The organism is Micromonospora sp. ANENR4, assembly GCF_015354395.1.
GTDB classification, from domain to species: domain Bacteria; phylum Actinomycetota; class Actinomycetes; order Mycobacteriales; family Micromonosporaceae; genus Micromonospora; species Micromonospora aurantiaca.
Genome location: NZ_JADKYQ010000007.1, coordinates 251,049 through 269,618, shown reverse-complemented (window position 1 = coordinate 269,618; position 18,570 = coordinate 251,049). Strand labels below are relative to the sequence as shown.

The window sequence follows — 18,570 nt, the reverse complement described above, 5'->3', positions numbered from 1 at the left end:
TGAAGCGCCAACCGCGTCACCGTCTCTCCCGGGAGGGCATTCATGGCCCGGACCGCTCCCGTGCAGGCGTCCTCCCCCGAGGCGGTTCACGACGAACCGGCCGACCGGCCCGAGTCGCTGCTGGAACGCGCCTTCACCGAGGCGTTGCACAGTGCCGACGACAGCGACGAGGTGGCCACCCGGATCCTCGACGCCGCCTACGACCAGTTCTGCCGGATGGGCATCCGCCGCTCCACGATGGAGGACGTGGCCAAGCGGGCGGGAGTCTCCCGGATCACCGCGTACCGCCGGTTCGCCACCAAGGACCGGCTGGTCGAGCAGGTGGTCCGCCGCGAGTTCCGGCGCTACTTCGACCGGTTCCTGGTCGACATCCAGCAGGCGGCCACGGTCGGCGACCGGGTGGTGCTGGGCTTCGTCAGCGCGCTGGACGCGATCCGCCGCAACCCGCTGATCGGCGGGCTCATGAGCGTCGAACCGGACGTGCTCATCCCCTCGATGATCAGCGACGGCGGGCGGACGCTGGCGACCGTGCAGCGGTTCGTCGCCGGGCAGTTGCGCCGCGAGCAGCGCGCCGGCACCATCGCCGCCACAGTGGACGTGGAGGTGGCCGCCGAGCTGATGACCCGCCTGTCCTGTTCCTTCCTGCTCACCCCGAGCCACGTCGTCGACCTCGACGACGCCGACGCGCTGCGGGAGATGGCCCGGCGGTTCCTCGTACCCATGCTGGAGCCCGGCTCACAGACCGAGTGACCGGCCGATCACCTCCTTCATGATCTCGGTGGTGCCGCCGTAGATGGTCTGGACGCGGGCGTCCAGGTAGGCGCGGGCCACCGGGTACTCGCGCATGTAGCCGTAGCCGCCGTGCAGCTGGAGGCACCGGTCCACGACGCGCTGCTGCAACTCGGTGCACCACCACTTCGCCATCGCCGCCGTCTCCGCGGTGAGGTCCGGCGCGACCAGGCACTGGTCCACGAAGACCCGGCCCAGGCGCAGCTCGGTGGCGAGTTCGGCGAGCACGAACCGGTTGTGCTGGAAACTGCCGATGGGACGGCCGAACGCCTGGCGCTGCTTGCAGTAGTCGAGCGTCTGCGCGAACACCGTCTCGGCGCCGGCGAGCGCCGCGACGGCTATCGACAGCCGCTCCAGCGGCAGGTTGCGCATCAGGTAGGCGAAGCCCTCGCCCTCCGTGCCGAGCAGGTTGGCCGCCGGTACACGGACGTCGGAGAAGAACAGCTCGGCGGTGTCCTGCGCCTTCTGCCCGAGCTTGTCGAGGTTGCGGCCGCGCTCGAACCCCGGCATGCCGCGCTCGACCACGAGCAGGCTGATCCCCCGCCGCCCGGCGCCGGGATCGGTACGGGCGACCACGACGACCAGGTCGGCCAGGATGCCGTTGCTGATGAACGTCTTCTGCCCGTTGAGGACCCAGTCGTCGCCGTCGCGTACCGCTGTGGTGGTGATGCCCTGAAGGTCGCTGCCCGCGCCGGGCTCGGACATGGCGATGGCTGTGACGATCTCACCGGAGCAGAAGCCCGGCAGCCAGCGCTGCTTCTGCTCCTCGGTGGTCAGGTCGGTCAGGTACGGGCCGATGATGTCGTTGTGCAGGCCGAACGCGGGTCCGCTCGCACCGGCCCGGGCGAGTTCCTCGGTCAGGACGGCGTGGAAGCGCCGGTCGGTGACCCCGGCGCCGCCGTACCGTTCGTCGACGAAGAAGCCGAGCAGCCCGGCGGCGCCGGCGGCCCGCCACACGCCGCGATCGACGATGCCGTCGGCCTCCCAGCGCTCGTGGTGCGGGGTGATCTCCTTGTCGATGAAGGCGCGCACCAGCTCGGCGAACGCCAGGTGGTCGGCGGTGAAGATCGCGCGGTTCATGTGTGTCGGCTCCTCCCCTGCGCTACCGGGCCATGTCCGCGACGGCGGCGACGAGGCGCCGGGGGTCCTCGCCCAGCGGCGCGACGTTGAGGATCGTCACGCCGGCGTCGCGGTACTCCTGGACCCGGTCGCGCACGTAGCTCTCCGGTCCGATCAGGCTGGTGCGTTCCAGCAGTTCCGCCGGCACCGCGGCGGCGGCCTCGGCCTTGCGCCCGGCCAGGTAGAGGTCCTGGATGCGGTCGGCCTCGGCTTCGTAGCCGTAGCGGCACAGCAGGTCGTGGTAGAAGTTGCGGCCCTTGGCGCCCATCCCGCCCACGTACAGGGCGATCAGCGGCCGGGCGAGGTCGCGCAGCCCGGTCACGTCCGGGCCGATCGCCAGCGGCCCGCCGGCCACCACCTCCAGCGGCCCGAGGTCAGGGGACCGCTTCGCCCGGCCGGCTGCCAGCGCGGCACCCCAGACGTCGCCGGCGCGCTGCGGGTCGTAGAGGAACGGCAGCCACCCGTCGGCGATCTCGGCGGTCATCCGGACGTTCCGGTCACCGAGGCTCGCCACGTGGATCGGGATGCGGTCGCGGACCGGGTGGGTGAGGATCTTCAGCGGCTTGCCCAGCCCGGTGCCCTCGCCGGGCGGCAGCGGCAGCCGGTAGAGGCCGTCGTTCGTCAGCGTCTCGCGTCGCCACACCCGGCGGCAGATGTCGATCACCTCGCGGGTGCGGGCCAGCGGCCTGTCGTACGCGACGCCGTGCCAGCCCTCGATCACCTGCGGTCCGGACGCGCCGAGGCCGAGGATGGCCCGGCCACCGGACATCGCGTCCAGGCCCGCCGCGGTCTGCGCCAGCAGAGCCGGGGTACGCGAGAAGATCGGCAGGATCGCGGAGCCGATGTGCACGCGGCTCGTCCGGGCGGCGAGGTAACCCATCACGGTGGGCGCGTCGAAGCCGTACGCCTCGGACACCCAGACCACGTCCAGGCCGTCCTGTTCCCAGGCGGCCACGTCGTCGGCGCCGCCGCGGGGGTCGGCGGCGTACGCCAGTGTCGTCCCGATACGCATCAGTGCGCTGCTCCCTGCTTCCGGCCGACGACGCCGTCGTCCAGCCACCGCGGTAGGTGTGCGCCCAGTCCCCAGTCGGTGAGGACGGGCTCGGTGTCCGCGCCGGGCGCGGGCGGCGGGCCGCCGACCCGGCCGGGTGTCGCGGACAGGCGGGGCGCCACGGCCGGTTGCCGGACGCCGAAGTGCTCCTCGTACGTGCCGCGCGCGGCCAGGTGCGGGTGGCCCGGCGCCTCGGCGAGCGACAGCACCGGCGCGACGCAGGCGTCGGTGCCGTCGAACACCGCCGTCCACTCGGCGCGGGTGCGGCCGGCGAACACCTCGGCGAAGCGGGCGCGCAGCACCGGCCATCCGGCCACGTCGTGCTGTGCCGGCAGGTCCGCGTCGCCCAGCCCGAGCAGCCGCAGCAGTTCGGCGTAGAACTGCGGTTCCAGCGCGCCCACCGCCATGTGCCCGCCGTCGGCGGTGGCGTACACGTCGTAGAACGGCGCGCCGCCGTCGAGCAGGTTGCGGCCCCGCTCGGGTAGCCAGGTGCCCTGCGCGAGCATCCCGGCGAACGGGGTGGTGAGGTGCGCCGCGCCGTCCACGATGGCGGCGTCGACGACCTGGCCCCGGCCGGTGGCGGCGGCGACGTGCAGCGCGGCCAGGATGCCGACGACCAGGTAGAGCGAGCCGCCGCCGAAGTCGCCGACCAGGTTGAGCGGGATCTGCGGCGGCCCGCCGGCGCGGCCGATCGGGTGCAGCGCCCCCGCTACGGCGATGTAGCCGATGTCGTGGCCGGCGGCGCGGGCCAGCGGCCCGTCCTGTCCCCAGCCGGTCATCCGCCCGTACACCAGGCCGGGGTTGCGGGCCAGCGCGGCCTGCGGTCCGACGCCGAGCCGTTCGGCCACGCCGGGGCGCCAGCCCTCGATCAGGATCGCGGCCCGGCCGGCCAGCGCGAGGACCACCTCGGCGCCGTCGGGGTGCTTCAGGTCCACCACGATCGAGCGCTTGCCCCGGTTGAGCAGGTTCCGCGCGGGGTCACCGGCCGGGAGCGCGCCGGGTTCCGGCCGGTCGACCCGGACCACGTCGGCGCCGAGGTCGGCCAGCAGCATGGCGGCGAACGGGCCGGGTCCGATCCCGGCCAGTTCCACGACCCGGACGCCGTCCAGGGGCCCGCTCACGCGCCGGCCCGGGGGGCGAAGCGGGGTGCGCGGCCCTGGGCCCGGCTGAGCAGGGCCTCGCCGAAGTCGGGGCCGGCCAGGGACTCGACCATGAGCCGGATCGCGTCGGCGGCGGCCTCGGCGACGCCGGTCTCCGAGCCCGACCACACCTGCCGCCGGATCACCGACATGGACGCCGGTGAGCAGTGCTGCGCCAGGGCCGCGGCATAGGCTTGTGCCTCGGCCAGCACCTCGTCGCGCGGGAGCACGCGTTGCACAAGTCCGATCCGGAACGCCTCGACCGCGTCGACCTTGCGGCCGGACAGCAGCAGGTCCAGCGCGGCGCCGACGCCGATCAGTCGGGGCAGCAGCCAGGCGCTGCCGTACTCGGCGACGAGGCCGAGCCGGCTGAACGAGGTGGACAGGCGCGCCTCCGCCGCCATGAAGCGCACGTCGGCGTAGAGCGCGTGGACCAGGCCGAGGCCGGCCGTGCCGCCGTTCATCGCGGCGACGATCGGTGTGCCGAGCGTCAGCGGCAGGTGCGGCGGGAAGCCGAACTCGCCGGCGAGCAGGTCGCGGTTGCGTTCGTCGAGCAGCGCCGCGAGCGCCTCCGGGTCCGCGCCGGCGCAGAACCAGTCACCGGAGCCGGTGACCACCACCGCCCGGACCTCCGGGTCGGCGTCCGCCGCCACCAGGGCCGCGTAGTAGTCGCGGAACATCTCCAGCGACATCGCGTTGCGCCGGTCGGGCCGGTCGAACCAGATGGTCCGCACGCCGTCGCTGGTGGCGGCCCGCAGTCCGGCGCCGGCCGGTTCGGACTCCGGCAGGGTCGAGCTCATCGGCGCTCCTGTTCTGACATTTGACATTTGATACCCTGAACTGGTGGCGGACCGCGGCAGGATCCAGAACGTCTCTCAGCCCCAGCTCTCCGAGACCGTGGCGAGCCTGCTGCGCGACCGGATCATGTCCGGCCAGCTGCGCCCCGGCGAACGCATCCGGCTCGAAGAGGTCGCCCAGGAGACCGGGCTGAGCATCACGCCGGTACGCGAGGCGCTGCTGATGCTGCGCGCGGAGGACATGGTCGAGCTGCAACCGCGTCGCGGGCACGTGGTGGCGCCGCTGTCGAGGCAGGACATCATCGACGTGTTCAGCCTCCAGGGCCACATCGCCGGTGAGCTGGCCGCCCGGGTCGCCGTCAGTATCACCCCGGAGCAGCTCGACGACCTGCGGCAGCAGCACGAGCGGCTGCGCCGCGCCGCCCAGGCCCGGCAGATCAGCCGGGTCGAGCAGCTCGAATACGAGTTCCACCGGCGGATCAACCGGCTCGCCGACGCGCGCAAGCTGTCCTGGCTGCTGCGCACCGTCACCCGCTACACGCCGTCGCGGTTCTACGCCGCCGACGCGGAGTGGCGGGCCGGCATGGTCGCCGATCACGAGGCGCTGCTCGACGCGCTCGCGGCGGGCGACCCGGAGGCGGTCCGGCCGGTCATGGCCCGGCACTTCACCGACGGCGCGGAGCGGCTGGTCAAGCACCTGGACGGCCTGGGCGTGTGGAACGAGTGAGTCACCGGCGGCCATGACGCCACGCGAACATCGCCAGCGAGCGCTTCATCGCGGCGGCGGACGGCTGAAGCGTCATCACCTCGATCAGCGGCCGGAACCGCTGCCACGTCACCGATCGCGCCCGGGCGAACTCGCGCAGGCCGTCCGCGCCGTGGACCCGCCCGAACCCCGAGTCGCCCACGCCACCGAAGGGCAGTGACGGCACGCCCGCGTACCCCAGCACCGAGTTGACCGACACCGCGCCGGCCCGCAGCCGCCCGGCGAGCGCCAGGCCACGACGGCGGTCACGGGTGAAGATCGAGCCGGAGAGCCCGTAGCTGGTCGCGTTCGTGCGGCGGACCGCCTCGTCCGCGTCGGCCACCGGGTTGACCACGAGCACCGGGCCGAACGTCTCCTCGGTGACGGCGGTGCTGTCCTCGGGCACGTCGGTCAGCACGACCGGCTCCACGAACGGGGGCCGCACCGAAGCCGCGTCACCGACCACCGCCCGGCCGCCCCGGTCGAGCGCGTCGGTGACGTGGCGCCGCACGACCTCGGGCTGGGTGGGCGTGGTCATCGGCCCGTACGGCGCGTCCGGCTCGGCACCCGGCCGCACCTGCCGCGCCAGCTCGGTGAGTGTGGCCAGGAACGGCTCGTAGACGGACCGTTCGACGTAGACGCGCTCGACGCCGGCACAGGTCTGCCCGGCGTTGCCCAGGCCGCCGAAGACCGCCGCGTGCGCGGCCGCGTCGAGGTCGGCGTCGGCGGTGACGATCAGTGCGTCCTTGCCGCCGCCCTCGATCACCACCGGTGTCAGGCTCTCGGCGCAGGCGGCCATGACGGCGCGCCCGGTCGCTGCCGAGCCGGTGAACGCGATCTTGTCGACCGAGGCGCGGCACAGCGCGGCGCCGGTCGTGCCGTCACCGGTGACCACCTGGAGGACCGGGTGGGCGGGAAGCATCTCGTGCCAGCGCTCGGCCAGCCACACCCCGACGCCCGGGGTGAACTCGCTGGGCTTGAACACCACCGCGTTGCCGGCGGCGAGCGCGTGCGACACCGCACCCATCGGCGTGTAGACGGGGTAGTTCCACGGCCCGATCACGCCGACCACGCCGTACGGCACGTACTCGACGGAGGCGGCCTGGTTGAACGCGAGCATGCCGGAGGAGACCGACCGCCGCCTGAGCACACGTGCGGCGTGCCGGGCCGCCCAGTCCAGGTGCTCGACGGCGAGCATCACCTCGAGCTGGGCCCCGGCGAGACTCTTGCCGGTCTCGCTCCGGACGATCCCGGCCAGCTCCTCGATGCCGCCCGCGACCGCCGCCTTGTACGCCAGCAGGTGCCGGCGACGCTGCCTGGCGTCCAGACCGGCCCACCAGCCGGCCGCCTCGCGGGCCCGCGTCACGGCGGCGCGTACGGCGGTGTCGTCGGCGATGTCGTAGTCGGCGCGGTGCTCACCTGTCACCGGGTCGACGACGCGCAGCCGGCGGGGGTGCTCCACGAGGGACGTCATCGGCAGCCTCCTGACATTTGATATTCGATAGTCTAGCCTTGCTGTCAATCCCTCACGATGCGCTGGAGGTACCGCGGTGGAGTGGAGCGACGAGCAACTGTCACTTGTCGAGGCGGTGCGGGACTTCTGCCGCCGCGAGGTCGGCACCCGCGAGCAACGGCACCGTCTCACCGACGGCGGGCGGGAACCGCACAGCCCGGAGCTGTACCGGAAGATGGCCGACCTCGGCTGGCTGGGCCTGTCGCTGCCGGAGGAGTTCGACGGCGGCGGCGCCGGCATGACCGAGCTGTGCCTGTTCCTGGAGGAGACCAGCCGGGCGATGGCGCCCATCGGCGGTTTCACCACCTCGATCATCGTCGCCGCCACCTACCAGCGGTTCGGCACGCCGGAGCAGAAGAAGCTGATCCTCAGCGGCGTGGCCCGCGGCGTGGTCGAGGCGGTCGCGATGTCCGAGCCGGAGGCCGGCTCCGACGTGGCGAACCTGAGCTGCCGGGCCGAGCGGCGCGGCGACGGGTGGGTGGTCAACGGGCAGAAGACCTGGTGCTCCAACGCCCACCTGGCCGAGCACATCCTGCTCGTCGCGCGCACCTCGGGCCGGGCCGGCGACCACCAGGGCCTGACCATGTTCCTGGTCCCGACCGGCGCGCCCGGCCTGACCGTCTCCGGCATCGACACCATGAGCGGCCGCGAGGTGAACGACCTCTACTTCACCGACTGCGTGCTGCCCGCCGACGCGGTGGTCGGCCGGGTCGACCACGGCTGGCGGCAGCTGATGGCCGGGCTCAACATGGAGCGGCTGATCCTCGCCAGCGTGGTGCTCGGCATCGCCCGGCGCGCGTTCGACGACGTGGTGGCGTACGTGAAGGACCGCCGCCAGTTCCGCCGGCCGATCGGGTCGTTCCAGGTGATCCGGCACCGCCTGGCCGACCTGGCCACCGAGATCGAGTGCGCCCGGCTGCTCGTCTACGACACCGCCGCGCAAGTGGACAAGGCGCCGGACACGGTGCTGCCCCGGGAGAGTTCGATGGCGAAGCTCAAGGCCACCGAGACGGCCCGGCGCGTCGCGCTGGACGCGATGCAGATGATGGGCGGCTACGGCTACACCACCGAGTTCGACATGGAGCGCCTGGTCCGCTCGGCGATCGTGTCCACCGTGTACGGCGGCGCCAGCGAGATCCAGCGCGAGATCATCGCCAAGACGTACGGGCTGTCCGAGCAGATGTCCTGACACGACGTGGCCCGGCCGGTGAGGGGCATGCCCACCGGCCGGGCCGCGTCGTCGTCTACTCGAACCGTTCGCCCCGCTCGGCCACGGCCACCAGCAGTGGGGGCGGGTCGAACCGCTCGCCGTAGCGCTCGGCCAGCACCCGGGCGCGGGCCACGAAGCCCGGCAACCCGCCGTCGTACTGGTTGACGTACTGCAGGACGCCGCCGGTCCAGCTCGGGTATCCGATGCCCAGGATCGAGCCGACGTTGGCGTCGGCCACCGAGGTCAGCACGCCCTCGTCCAGACACCGCACCGACTCGATCGCCTCGATGAAGAGCATCCGCTCCTTGAGGTCCTCGAACGGCGTGTCCAGGTTCGTGCCGCCGAACTGCTCCCGCAGCCCTGGCCAGAGCCCGGCCCGCTTCCCGTCGCGGTAGTCGTAGAAGCCGGCGCCGCCGGAGCGTCCGGTACGGCCGCACTCGTCGATCATCCGGTCGATCACCGCGTCGGCGGCGTGCGGCTGCCAGGTGCCCCCGGCGGCCACAGTCGCCGCGGCTGTCTCCAGGCGGATCTTCCGGGGCAGGGTCAGGGTCAGCTCGTCCATCAGCGCGAGGACCGGCGCGGGATACCCGGCCTGGCTGCTGGCCTGCTCGATGGTCGCCGCCGGGATGCCCTCGGCCAGCATCGCCACGCCCTCGTTGGTGAACGTGCCGATGACGCGGCTGGTGAAGAAGCCCCGGCTGTCGTTGACGACGATCGGCGTCTTGCGCAGCTGACGGACGACGCCCAGCGCCCGGCCCAGCGTGGCCTCGTCGGTCCGCTCCCCGCGGATCACCTCGACCAGCGGCATCTTGTCCACCGGGGAGAAGAAGTGCAGCCCGACGAACTCCTCCGGCCGGCTGACGCCCTCGGCGAGCAGGGTGATGGGCAGTGTGGAGGTGTTGGAGGCGATGAGCGCGTCCGGCGCGACCTGCTCGATCTCGGCGTACACCTTGTGCTTGAGCGCCGGGTCCTCGAAGACCGCCTCGATGGCGAGGTCGACGCCGGCCAGGTCGGCGAGGTCGCCGGTGGCGTGGATGCGGCCCAGGATCTCGTCCCGCTTCTCCGGCGTGGACCGGCCTCGGGCGACCGCCTTGTCGAGCAGGCCCGCCGAGTACGCCTTGCCGCGCGCCGCACCCTCGGCGGTGACGTCCTTGAGCACCACCCGCATGCCGGCGCGGGCGCAGACGTACGCGATGGCGGCGCCCATCATGCCCGCGCCGACGACGGCGACGCTGCGCACCGGCTCGTGGTCGCCGCCGGCGGTACGGGACCGGGCGGTCTGGAGGTCGAAGAAGAGCGCCTTGATCATGTTCTTGGCGACCTGGCCGGTGGCCAGTTCGGTGAAGTACCGCCCCTCGATGGTGAACGCGGTGTCCAGGTCCACCTGGGCGCCCTCGACGGCGGCGGCGAGGATGTTGCGCGGCGCCGGGTACGGCGCGCCCTTGAGCTGCTTGCGCAGCAGCGCGGGCATGGCCGGCAACTGCATCGCGAGTCCCGGGCCGGACGGGGTGCCGCCGGGCATCCGGTAGCCCTTGCGGTCGTACGGCTGGGTCGCGGCCGGGTTCGCGGCGATCCACTCCCGGGCGGCGGCCATCAGGGCGTCCCGGTCGGCGGCGAGTTCGTCGACCAGCCCGTGCGCGAGCGCGTCCTGCGGCCGGCGGCGCTGGCCGCGCAGCAGCCAGTCGGTCAGCGCGGCGGTGACGCCGAGCAGCCGGACGGTACGCACCACGCCGCCGCAGCCGGGCAGCAGGCCGAGCGTGACCTCGGGAAAGCCGATCTCGATGGCCGGGTCGTCGAGCACGATGCGGTGGTGGCAGCCCAGGGCGAGCTCCAGTCCCCCGCCGAGCGCGGATCCGTTGACGGCGGCGACGACCGGGCGGCCGAGCGTCTCCAGCCGGCGTACGGCCTGCTTGAGCGCGGCCGCGTCGGCCGCCGACGCCTCGGCGTCGGCGGGCGTGAGCCGCACCAGGGTCTCCAGGTCACCGCCGGCGAAGAACGTCTTCTTGGCCGAGGTGACGATCACGCCGGTGATCCGGTCGCGCTCGGCCTCGAGCCGGTCCACCGTGGCGGTCAGGCTCTCGCCGAACTCCGCGTTCATCACGTTCGCCGAGCGGCCGGGGTGGTCCAGGGTGAGCAGCACGATGCCGTCGTCGCCGTGCTCCCACCGGATGGTGTTTGCCATTCGTGCTCCTCAGATTCGTTCGATCACGGTCGCGATGCCCATGCCGCCACCCGCGCAGAGCGTGGCCAGGCCGTAGCGGCCGCCGCGTCGTTCCAGTTCGTCGACGAGCGTGCCGAGGATCATGGCGCCGGTCGCGCCGAGTGGGTGGCCCATCGCGATCGCCCCGCCGTTGGCGTTGACGATGTCCGGGTTCAGGCCGAGGTCGGCGACGAACCGCAGGACCACCGCGGCGAACGCCTCGTTGATCTCGACCAGGTCGAGGTCGTCGACGCCGAGACCGGCCTTCGCCAGCGCCTTGCGGGCGGCCGGCGCCGGGCCGGTGAGCATGATGGTGGGGTCGGCGCCGCTGAGCGCGGTGGCCACGACGCGGGCGCGCGGGGTCAGACCGGCGGCCGCGCCGGCGGCCTCGCTGCCGATCGCGACGAGTGCGGCGCCGTCGACGATGCCGGAGGAGTTGCCCGCCGTGTGGACGTGCTCGATGCGCTCGACCCAGTGGTACTTCTGCAACGCGACCGCGTCGAAGCCGGCCTTCTCGCCGATCTCGGCGAACGAGGGGCGCAGCGCGCCGAGGCTCTCCGCCGTCGAGTCGGCCCGGATGTGCTCGTCCCGGTCCAGCACGGTCAGCCCGTTGCGGTCGCGGACCGGGACCACGGACCGGGTGAAGTAGCCGTTGGCCCATGCCTTCGCGGCCCGCGCCTGCGACTGGAGCGCATACGCGTCGACCGTCTCCCGGTCGAAGCCGGCGATGGTGGCGATGAGGTCGGCGCTGATGCCCTGCGGCACGAAGCCGGTGGTGTAGTTGGTCTCCGGGTCCAGCGCCCACGCCCCGCCGTCGGAGCCCATCGGCACCCGGGACATCGACTCGACACCACCGGCGAGGACGAGATCCTCCCAGCCGGAGCGCACCTTCTGCGCGGCGATGTTCACCGCCTCCAGGCCGGAGGCGCAGAAGCGGTTGAGCTGGACGCCGGCCACCGTGTCGGGCAGGCCGGCGGCGACGGCGGCGGTCCGGGCGATGTCGGCGCCCTGGTCGCCGAGCGGGGACACCACCCCGAGCACGATGTCGTCGATCAGCGCCGGATCGAGGCCGGGCATCCGCCGCAGGGTCTCCTCGATCAGGCCGGTGATCAGCGAAACCGGCTTCACCCCGTACAGCGATCCGGTCGGCTTGCCCCGCCCGCGCGGCGTGCGCAACGCGTCGTAGATGAACGCATCGGTCGTCATGCCAAGCTCCTCATCGCTCACCCGCATGCGAATTTCGCCTAACTTTTCTTGAGCCTGCCGCCGCTTGTCAAGAAGCGTCAGGCGCTGTCCGGCTCCGAACCTGGGCGACGAGAACCGCCGAGGGGTGTCACCTGGGGCACGCGAGGGAGCGCTAACGTGTACGGGTGCGACGAGCAGCAGGCGACACCGCCCCGGCCCCGGTCAGACGGCCGAAGGACCGCAAGGCCCGGATCGCGCTCGCCGGCGCCGAGTTGTTCTGCGAGCGGGGCTACCACGGCGTCTCGGTGGACGAGATCGCCGCCGCCGTCGGCATCAGCGGGCCGGCCGTCTACCGGCACTTCCCGAACAAGTACGCGATCCTCGTGCACGCCACCCGGGAGGTCGTCGGCGCCCTGCTCGCCGCGACCGAGCAGCCGGCGGCGAGCAGCGCGGACGGGCTGCTCGACGAACTGCTGCGCGCGCTCGCCGAGGTCGCGGTGAGCAGGCGGCGGGTGGCCGGGCTGTACCAGTGGGAGGGCCGCTACCTGACGCCCGAGCACCGGCAGGAGTTCGCCGTCTCGATGGCCACGCTGGTCGGCCGCGTCGCCGCGCCGCTGCGCGAGCTGCGTCCCGAGCTGACCGCAGCGCAGGCCGACCTGCTGGTGAACGCGGCGCTGAGCGCGTTCGGCAGCGTGACCACGTACCGGACCGCCGGCGCCGACACCGAGCATCTGCTCACCCGTGTCGCCTGGACGCTGCTGCGGACCGACGCGCCCACGGTGCCACCCCGGCGCGATCCCGCGCCGCGGGACACGCCCGCCACCGGGCCGGTGCGCCCGGTCTCGCGGCGCGAACTGCTGCTCGTCGAGGCGATGCGGCTGTTCCACAGGCACGGCTACCACGCCGTCGCGGTGGAGGACATCGGCCGCGCCGCGGGCATGCAGGCCTCCAGTGTGTACCGCTACTTCCCGGGCAAGGCCGACCTGCTCGCGGCCGCCTACTACCGGGCCACCGACCGGCTGACCGGGGCCACCACCGCGGCGATCGCCGAGGCGAGCGACCCGGCCGACGCGCTGCACCGGGTGGTGCGCGCGTACGTCGACTTCGCCTTCGGTCAGAGCGATCTGATCGCGGTGTACCTGGCGGAGAACAACAACCTGCCGGACCGGGACCGCCACCAGTTGCGCGGCGCGCAGCGGCTGCACGTCGAGGAGTGGGTGGGCCTGGTCCGGGCGGTACGACCGGACCTGCCGGCCGCCGACGCCCGTGTGCTCGTGCACGCCGCGCTGAACGTGGTCACCGACGTCGGGCGGCTCGGCCGCTTCGACCGCAGCGAGGGCTACGACGACCAGACCGCCCGGCTCGCGCTCGCCGTCCTGCACGCCTGACCGGCGTCACCGCGAGCGCGCGGGCGGCGTGAGGCGCTGTGGTTGACTGACACTCATGGTCCCGTGCCCGTCCGCGTCCGCCCGGGCGATCCGGTGACCACCGGGCCGGCCGCGGCCACCCGGCCCCGCAACCGCAGGCAGGTCATCGTCGAGTCGGCCGGGCAGGTGTTCAGCGAGCGCGGCTACCACGGCGCGTCGATGGAGGAGATCGCCGCGGCGGTCGGGATCAGCGCGCCGGCGCTGTACCGGCACTTCCCGAACAAGTACGCGTTGTTCGCCGAGTGCGCCAACGTGATGGTGGACAACCTGGTCGGGGCCGTCGACGCGTGGCCGCCGGACGCGGCGCTGGCCGACGTGCTGCTGGCCCTCACCCGGGTCACCGTCGCGCACCGCGCCTCCGGCGGCCTCTACCGGTGGGAGGCCCGCTACCTCGGCCGTCCGGACCGCCACCTGCTCCGCGCGAAGTTCGGCCACGTCGTGGGCCGGGTGACCGAGATGGTACGGCGGGAGTACCCGCTGCCCGACGAGCGGCTGCGGGCGGTGGCCGCGCTCGGGGTGATCGGCTCGGTGACCATGCACCGCACCTCGATCGCCCAGCGCCGGATCGAGGATCTGGTGCTGCGGTCCGCGATGCGGGTCGTCGCCACCGATCCGACCACCGCCGCCGGGACGGCGCGGCTGGTCGAGCTGCCCGCCCAGCCGGTGCCCCGGACCCGGCGCGCGGAGATCCTGGCCGCGGCCGTACCGCTGTTCGCCCGGGACGGCTTCGCCACCGTCACCAACGCGCAGATCGCCCAGGCGGTGGGGCTCGCACCGTCCGCGATCTACCGCCACTACCCCGGCAAGGTGGACATCCTCGTGGCCGCCTGCCTCCAGGCGGCGGAACTGCTCGCGCAGGCGGTGGACCGCAGCCTCCAGCGGGCGGCCGACCCCCGGCAGGCGGTGGTCGCGCTGGCGGCGGCGTACGTGGCCTACTGCTTCGAGCACAACACCCTCAACAGCGTCGCCGAGGCGGAGGTGGCCGGCCTGCCGGACGACGTACGGCGCCCGCTCATCCTCGCCCAGCGGGAGCACATCGCGGTCTGGGAGCAGCAGTTGCGGGCGGTCCGGCCGGACCTGGACCGGCGGCAGGCCCGGCTGCTCGTGCACGCCGGGTTCGGCGTGGCGGTGGAGGCCGGGCGCGCCCTGCGCTGGCAGGACTCGCCCGGCCACCGGGACGCGGTCACCGCGCTGGTCACCGGTGCCCTGACGCTCTGAACCGGCACGGACTCAGGTGCCCGGCCGGTTCATGACCGGGATCGTGATCGGGGTGTGCGACGCGGACGAGCCGTTGTTGAGGAACAGCATCGCCAGCCCGCGGATGAACCTGTCGAACAGGCCGAACGTCTCCGGCATGAGCGGCGAGAGCCCTTCGCGGAACATCACGTACGTGGGCCATCCGGCCTCGATCACGCCCCGGGAGATGTAGTCGCGCGGCAGCCGCAGCCAGTCGCCGATGCGGTCGGTGAGCACGTAGCGGGCGAACTCCCGCTGGAATCCCCGGGTGACGCCCAGGTCCACCGAGGACGTCAGGTTCAGCAGGATGTCGGCCAGGTCGATGCCCTCGGGTGTCGGCGCGAGGAGCGGGGACAGCGCGTACCGGGACTGCTCCTCGGCGGCGGCCCAGCTGTTCGGGATGAACTCGTCGCGGACCCCGAGCAGGTGCAGCGCGACCTGCCACATGTGCAGGTAGGCCTCCTCCTCCGCGGCCGACATCCGCAGTCCCCAGCGACGCCAGTCGAGCAGCTTGCGGTGCACGTACGTGCCGAGGCTGTGGAAGGTGATGAGGATGTCGCCGTTGCTGATCGGGATCGGGTGGTCGGTGACGCCGCGCCACGGCGCGGACTGCGGCAGCAGGTGCCGTACGGCCGCGTGGGTGAGCCGCGTCTTGTGCGAGGTGACCACGAAGCTGCCGGTGGCCTTGAACGCGTCGGGGGCGCTCAGGTCGTAGCCGTAGGTGAAGGTCTTCGCGGCGCGCGACTTCATGTCCGCGCCGCCCTCGGACCAGTAGACGTTGCGGGCCTCGCGCGGGATCACCGTGCTCATGATCCCGCTGCCCAGGCCGTAGAGCAGGAACAGGTACATGCTCATGCGCTTGTTGAACTGGGCGGCGCGGTCCAGCTTGGCCTGATCGGCCCAGGACGGCAGCGTGTTGACGCGCCGCAGATAGGTGGTGAGCGCCGAGGGCAGGCCGGCGGGCAGCGCGTCGCCGTTGCGGATCCAGGACGCGAACGCGGTGTTCACCGCCGGGATCTGACCGGCGTCCAGCAGCGAGGCGACGAGCGGGTCGGTGTCGTCGTCCCAGACGTCCCACGGGTCGGTCACCGTGTCGGTTCCGGCGATCGAGCCGGACGACGACCACGCCCACGCCTTCGGGGCGTCCGCCACGGCTACCAGTCCCAGCGCGGCACCGAGCGTCAGGACGCTTCGTCTACTGAGATTCTCCATTAGCACCACTTCCCGGTTTCGACCGGACATCGCCCTGAACACCGGCCCGTGAGGTGCGCACAAGCAGGTTTCGAGTTATCCGGGGATGTGATTTTCTATTAACATAGAGGAGCTTGACTGCATCGGCAAGGGTGGACGGTGGGGGTGGTGGCGATGGCTCGTGAGGGGCGGTACCGCTGGTTGCGCCGGATCGAGACGCTCGATCCGGTCCACGACCACCACGAGATCTACCGGCTCTCCGCCGGGTACGAGTTCCCCTTCGACTACCAGCGGGCGCTGGAGCTGGCGCTGCTGCGCACGTATTGCGTGCCGAGCATCTCCGCGCTGCTCGACGCGACAGGCGAGTTCCGGTTGCGGGCGCAGCAGCGCTACGACGACACCGCGCTGCTGATGGCCGAGCTGCTGGAGCACGGCTACGACTCGCCGCGCGGCCGGGAGGCGCTGCGGGTGGTCAACCGGGCGCACGGCCGGTACGCGATCTCGAACGACGACATGCGCTACGTGCTGTCCACGTTCGTCTACGAGCCGATCGACTGGCTGGACCGGTACGGCTGGCGCCCGCTGCACGAGCACGAGCGGCTGGCCGCGTTCCACTACTACCGCGCGCTCGGCGCGCGCATGGGCATCCGGGACGTCCCGGCGGACTTCGACGCGTTCCGCGCCGTCAAGGACGCGTACGAGCGGGAGACGTTCCGCCGCACGCCGAGCAACGAGCGGGTCGCGGCGTACACGCTGGACCTGTTCGCGTCCTGGTACCCGGCGCCGCTGCGCCCGGCCGCGCGGCTCGCGGTGCGCGCACTGCTGCCGCCCGAGATGCGGGCCGCCTTCGGGCTGCCGGCCGCGCCGCGACCGCTGACCGCGCTGGTCGGCGGCGCGCTGCGCGCCCGGGCCGCCGTGGTGCGGCTGCTGCCCGCGCGAACGGTGAGCCGGCTGACCCGCGCGCCGCGCAACCGCACCTATCCCGGCTACCCGCGGGGGTACCGGCCCGCCGATCTCGGCGCGCCGCCACCCCCGCCCGGCATCGACCCGGCGCTACTCCGTGACGGGCTCCGCCACCGCGTCACCCGGCCGGTAGAGGGCGTCGATCCGGTCGCCGTACCGGTCGACGACGACCCGGCGCCGTAGCTTCAGCGTCGGGGTCAGCTCGCCCGACTCCGGCGTCCACGCCGACGGCAGCACCTGGAACGTCTTTACCTGCTCGGGCCGGGCCAGCCGCGCGTTCGCCGCGTCCACAGCGGCCTGGATCTCGGCCCGCAGCACCGGATCCGAGGCCAGCGCGGGCAGCCGCGGGTCGCTGATGCCGTGCGTACGCGCCCACTGGGGCGCCACCTCCTCGTCCAGCACTATCAGCGCCGTGACGTACGGCCGCCGGTCGCCGATCGCGACCGCCTGGCCGATGAGCGGGTGCGCCCGCAGCAGGTTCTCGATCTGCGCCGGTGAAATGTTCTTCCCGCTGGACGTGATGATGAGTTCCTTCTTGCGGTCGGTGATGGTGAGGAACCCGTCCTCGTCGAGCGTCCCGACGTCACCTGTCGCCAGCCAGCCGTCCGCGTCGACCACCGGCTCGACGCCGCCGTCCTCGCGCAGGTAGCCGGAGCAGACCAGCGGACCCCGGACGAGGATCTCGCCGTCGTCGGCGAGGCGTACCTCCATGCCCACGTTCGGGCGGCCGACCGTCCCGGTGCGGAAGCAGTAGGGGGTGTTGAGGGTGGCGGTGCCGGTGGTCTCGGTCAGACCCCACACCTCCAGCACGTCGATGCCGAGCCCGGCGAGGAACCGCAGCACGTCCACCGGGATCGGGGCGGCGCCGCTGCCGGGCCAGGTCATGTTCTGCAGACCGAGGCTCGCCTGCAGCGGTCGCAGCACGGTGTCCCGGGCCTGCGCCACCCGGGCGGCCAGCTCGTCCGGCACCGGCTTCCCGGCCGCGCGCAGCTCGTACGCCTCCAGGGTCACCGCGGTCGCGGCGGCGACGGCGGCGCGAACCGCGGGCTCGGCGGCGGCCAGGTGGGCCTGGACGCCGGCGGCCATCTTCTCCCAGACCCGCGGCACCCCGAAGAACGAGGCGGGACCGACGGTGCGCAGCGCCGCGACGAGCTGTGTGGCGTCGGGGCAGATGGTCACGTGCCCGGCGCGGTAGATCGGGTTGTAGATGCCGAGGAACCGTTCGGCGATGTGCGCGAGCGGCAGGTAGGCCACAGTCGGCGCGTGGTCGGGGACGGACACCATCGCGTCCAGCGCCACCGCCTGGTAGATCACGTTGTGGTGGCTGAGCACGACGCCCTTCGGGTCACCAGTCGTCCCGGACGTGTAGAGCAGCGTCACCGGCTGCTCGGGCCGGATCGTGCGCCAGCACCGTTCGAAGGCGTCCGGGTCCGCCTCGCGGGCGGCCCGGCCGAGGGTACGCACGCGCGACAGCGGCACCGTGTCGGTGGCCGCTTCGGCGGGCTCGTCCACCAGCACCACCCGGAGCAGGTCCGGCAGCTCGGCCAGGATCGGCCGCCAGCGCTCCAGCTCCGCCGGACCTTCCAGCACGAGCACCTGGGCGGCGCTGTGCCGGGCCAGGTAGCGCATCTGCTCGGCGCTGAGCGTCGGGTAGATCGTGGACGGCACCGCGCCCAGGTGGACCGCGGCGAGGTCGACCAGCCAGTGCTCGGTGCGGCCGGACATCATGATCAGCATGTGCCGCCCGGCCTCCAGGCCGATCTCGGCCAGGCCGGCGGACAGCTCGGCGACCTCGTCGCGCAGCTGCGCCCAGGTGCGGGTGTCGTCCCGGCCGAGCGTGGTCAGGGCAGGCAGGTCGGCGTACTCGGTGGCGTTACGGTGCAGCAGCGCCGGGACGGTCAGGTCGGCGGCTTTCTTGGCGCAGTCCTCGGCGAGGACGTCGGCGGGGTCCATGGGCTACTCCTTCACACGCAACCGGGCCTGGTGGTGGCAGGGCTGGCCGCAC

The 18,570-nt window shown here is 72.9% G+C and carries 15 protein-coding genes; 6 read left to right on the top strand and 9 right to left on the bottom strand.

From position 1 onward, the window contains the following. The first annotated feature begins 42 nt into the window (after window positions 1-42). On the top strand, window positions 43-750 hold the full coding sequence (locus IRY44_RS14670) for a TetR/AcrR family transcriptional regulator (protein ID WP_194800950.1): 708 nt from the start codon (window positions 43-45) through the stop codon (window positions 748-750). Here IRY44_RS14670 and IRY44_RS14665 read toward each other — a convergent pair. Genes IRY44_RS14665 through IRY44_RS14650 form a run of 4 tightly spaced genes read right to left on the bottom strand, consistent with a single transcriptional unit; the run spans window position 736 to window position 4,898 of the window. Next, window positions 736-1,869 carry an acyl-CoA dehydrogenase family protein gene (locus IRY44_RS14665; RefSeq protein WP_194800949.1) on the bottom strand — a complete coding sequence of 378 codons (1,134 nt, stop codon included), beginning with the start codon at window positions 1,867-1,869 and terminating at the stop codon, window positions 736-738. The genes IRY44_RS14670 and IRY44_RS14665 overlap by 15 nt on opposite strands. A 22-nt stretch (window positions 1,870-1,891) precedes the next feature. Continuing rightward, window positions 1,892-2,920, bottom strand: a complete 1,029-nt coding sequence (locus IRY44_RS14660; RefSeq protein ID WP_194800948.1) for an LLM class F420-dependent oxidoreductase — start codon at window positions 2,918-2,920, stop codon at window positions 1,892-1,894. Continuing rightward, window positions 2,920-4,080, bottom strand: a complete 1,161-nt coding sequence (locus tag IRY44_RS14655; protein ID WP_194800947.1) for a CaiB/BaiF CoA-transferase family protein — start codon at window positions 4,078-4,080, stop codon at window positions 2,920-2,922. The genes IRY44_RS14660 and IRY44_RS14655 overlap by 1 nt, the downstream gene beginning before the upstream one ends. Continuing rightward, a complete protein-coding gene (locus tag IRY44_RS14650; protein ID WP_194800946.1) occupies window positions 4,077-4,898 on the bottom strand; it encodes an enoyl-CoA hydratase-related protein in 822 nt (273 codons plus the stop codon). The genes IRY44_RS14655 and IRY44_RS14650 overlap by 4 nt, the downstream gene beginning before the upstream one ends. Window positions 4,899-4,941: 43 nt before the next feature. On the opposite strand from IRY44_RS14650, the gene IRY44_RS14645 reads away from it, so the two are divergent. Then, the gene (locus IRY44_RS14645; protein ID WP_194800945.1) at window positions 4,942-5,622 is read left to right on the top strand and encodes a GntR family transcriptional regulator; all 681 of its coding nucleotides are present in this window, start codon (window positions 4,942-4,944) and stop codon (window positions 5,620-5,622) included. 1 nt (window position 5,623) lies between these two features. Here IRY44_RS14645 and IRY44_RS14640 read toward each other — a convergent pair whose 3' ends face one another. After that, a complete protein-coding gene (locus IRY44_RS14640; protein WP_194800944.1) occupies window positions 5,624-7,114 on the bottom strand; it encodes an aldehyde dehydrogenase family protein in 1,491 nt (496 codons plus the stop codon). Between the two features lie 76 nt (window positions 7,115-7,190). On the opposite strand from IRY44_RS14640, the gene IRY44_RS14635 reads away from it, so the two are divergent. After that, on the top strand, window positions 7,191-8,342 hold the full coding sequence (locus tag IRY44_RS14635) for an acyl-CoA dehydrogenase family protein (RefSeq protein WP_194800943.1): 1,152 nt from the start codon (window positions 7,191-7,193) through the stop codon (window positions 8,340-8,342). Window positions 8,343-8,397: 55 nt separating this feature from the next. Here IRY44_RS14635 and IRY44_RS14630 read toward each other — a convergent pair whose 3' ends face one another. Both IRY44_RS14630 and IRY44_RS14625 read right to left on the bottom strand, forming a co-directional pair. Then, window positions 8,398-10,545 (bottom strand): 3-hydroxyacyl-CoA dehydrogenase NAD-binding domain-containing protein, encoded by a 2,148-nt coding sequence (locus IRY44_RS14630; RefSeq protein WP_194800942.1) that lies wholly within the window; start codon window positions 10,543-10,545, stop codon window positions 8,398-8,400. A 9-nt stretch (window positions 10,546-10,554) separates the two neighbouring features. After that, a complete protein-coding gene (locus tag IRY44_RS14625; RefSeq protein ID WP_194800941.1) occupies window positions 10,555-11,769 on the bottom strand; it encodes an acetyl-CoA C-acetyltransferase in 1,215 nt (404 codons plus the stop codon). A gap of 164 nt (window positions 11,770-11,933) precedes the next feature. On the opposite strand from IRY44_RS14625, the gene IRY44_RS14620 reads away from it, so the two are divergent. Together IRY44_RS14620 and IRY44_RS14615 are read left to right on the top strand one after the other, a co-directional pair. After that, a complete protein-coding gene (locus tag IRY44_RS14620; RefSeq protein ID WP_194800940.1) occupies window positions 11,934-13,136 on the top strand; it encodes a TetR/AcrR family transcriptional regulator in 1,203 nt (400 codons plus the stop codon). A 63-nt stretch (window positions 13,137-13,199) separates the two neighbouring features. After that, the gene (locus IRY44_RS14615; RefSeq protein WP_269696508.1) at window positions 13,200-14,393 is read left to right on the top strand and encodes a TetR/AcrR family transcriptional regulator; all 1,194 of its coding nucleotides are present in this window, start codon (window positions 13,200-13,202) and stop codon (window positions 14,391-14,393) included. A gap of 12 nt (window positions 14,394-14,405) precedes the next feature. Here IRY44_RS14615 and IRY44_RS14610 read toward each other — a convergent pair whose 3' ends face one another. After that, window positions 14,406-15,623 carry an oxygenase MpaB family protein gene (locus tag IRY44_RS14610; RefSeq protein WP_194800939.1) on the bottom strand — a complete coding sequence of 406 codons (1,218 nt, stop codon included), beginning with the start codon at window positions 15,621-15,623 and terminating at the stop codon, window positions 14,406-14,408. A gap of 153 nt (window positions 15,624-15,776) precedes the next feature. Here IRY44_RS14610 and IRY44_RS14605 point away from each other — a divergent pair, with 153 nt between their 5' ends. Continuing rightward, window positions 15,777-16,748, top strand: coding sequence for an oxygenase MpaB family protein (locus IRY44_RS14605; RefSeq protein WP_194800938.1), 972 nt, complete (start codon window positions 15,777-15,779; stop codon window positions 16,746-16,748). Here the strand turns inward: IRY44_RS14605 and IRY44_RS14600 are convergent. After that, window positions 16,656-18,518: a long-chain fatty acid--CoA ligase gene (locus IRY44_RS14600; protein ID WP_194800937.1), complete on the bottom strand. Its 1,863-nt coding sequence runs from the start codon at window positions 18,516-18,518 to the stop codon at window positions 16,656-16,658. The genes IRY44_RS14605 and IRY44_RS14600 overlap by 93 nt on opposite strands. Window positions 18,519-18,570: the final 52 nt, after the last annotated feature.